Source organism: Arthrobacter sp. Sr33, assembly GCF_054511195.1.
On record NZ_JBTNDD010000027.1, the window covers coordinates 1 to 1,279 of the forward strand.

The following is a 1,279-nucleotide window of genomic DNA, read 5'->3' on the forward strand; positions in this document are numbered from 1 at the left end:
TTCAGGCCCCAGTCGTGGCGGGCACGGCTCCGGTGACGGCGCCGACGGCGTTTTCGAAGCGTTCGAGGCCGGTGGTGATTTCGTTGGCGGTGACGACGAGGGCGGGGATGAGGCGGACAACGTTGCCTGCGGGTCCGCAGGTGAGGGTGAGTAGGCCCTGGGTGGTTGTGGCCTGCTGGACTGCTGCGGCGGTGGCTGCGTCGGGGGTGCCGTCTTCGGCGGTGAACTCGATGCCCTGCATCAGGCCTTTGCCGCGCACGTCACCGATGACCGGGAAGCGGTTCTGGATGTCTTTCAGGCCGGACTGGAGCTGCTCGCCGCGGATCCGGGAGTTCTCCACGAGCCCTTCATCCCGGACGACGTCCAGGGTCGCGACGCCGGCGGCGGCGGAGACGGCATTGCCGCCGTAGGTCCCGCCTTGGGAACCGGGCCAGCCCTTGGACATCGTCTCGGTCGAGGCGGCGATCGCGGAGATCGGAAAACCCGAAGCGATGCCCTTGGCGGTGATCAGGATGTCCGGGGTCGCGGTGGAGTACTGGTGTCCCCAGAACTTGCCCATCCTGCCCACCCCGGCCTGGACCTCGTCAAAGATCAGCTGGATGCCGTGCCGGTCCGCGCGTTCACGCAGGCCTTCCAGGAACGCCGGCGGGGTCGGCAGGTACCCGCCGTCACCCAGGGCCGGTTCGATCAGGAACGCCGCCGTGTCGTTCGGTGCGGTGCGGGTCTGCAGCAGGTAATCGAGTTCCTTCAACGCGAACGCCACCGTGGCAGCCTCGTCCCACCCGTACCGGTACGCATACGGGAACGCGGACATGTGCACACCGGACATTAACGGAGAGAACCCGGCAGAGAACTTCGTCCCGGCAGTGGTCAACGACGCCGCAGCGACCGTCCGGCCGTGGAAGCCGCCCTGGAACACCACAATGTTCGGCCGGCCCGTGGCCATCCTAGCCAGACGGACCGCAGCCTCCACCGCCTCCGAACCCGAATTGGCGTAAAACACCGAATCCAGGCCCTCAGGCAACACCTCACCGAGCTTCTCGGTCAACTCCAGCAACGGCTTATGCATCACTGTGGTGTACTGCGCATGAATAATTTTGCCCACCTGCTCACGGGCAGCTTCCACCACCCGCGGATGGCAGTGACCCGTACTCGTCACACCAATACCGGTCGTGAAATCCAGGTAGGACTGGCCATCAGTAGCATGGATCCAGCTGCCCAGGGCGTGATCAACCACCAAAGGAGTTGCTTGCTTCAAGAGAGGGCTAAGGGAAGTCAT

1 protein-coding gene is annotated in these 1,279 nt (G+C 65.1%); it reads right to left on the bottom strand.

All coding sequences use genetic code 11. The features are described 5' to 3' along the window. Position 1: 1 nt before the first annotated feature. Positions 2 to 1,279: aspartate aminotransferase family protein (locus tag ACX80T_RS16265; protein WP_459304926.1), on the bottom strand; the 1,278-nt coding region annotated here is incomplete at its 5' end.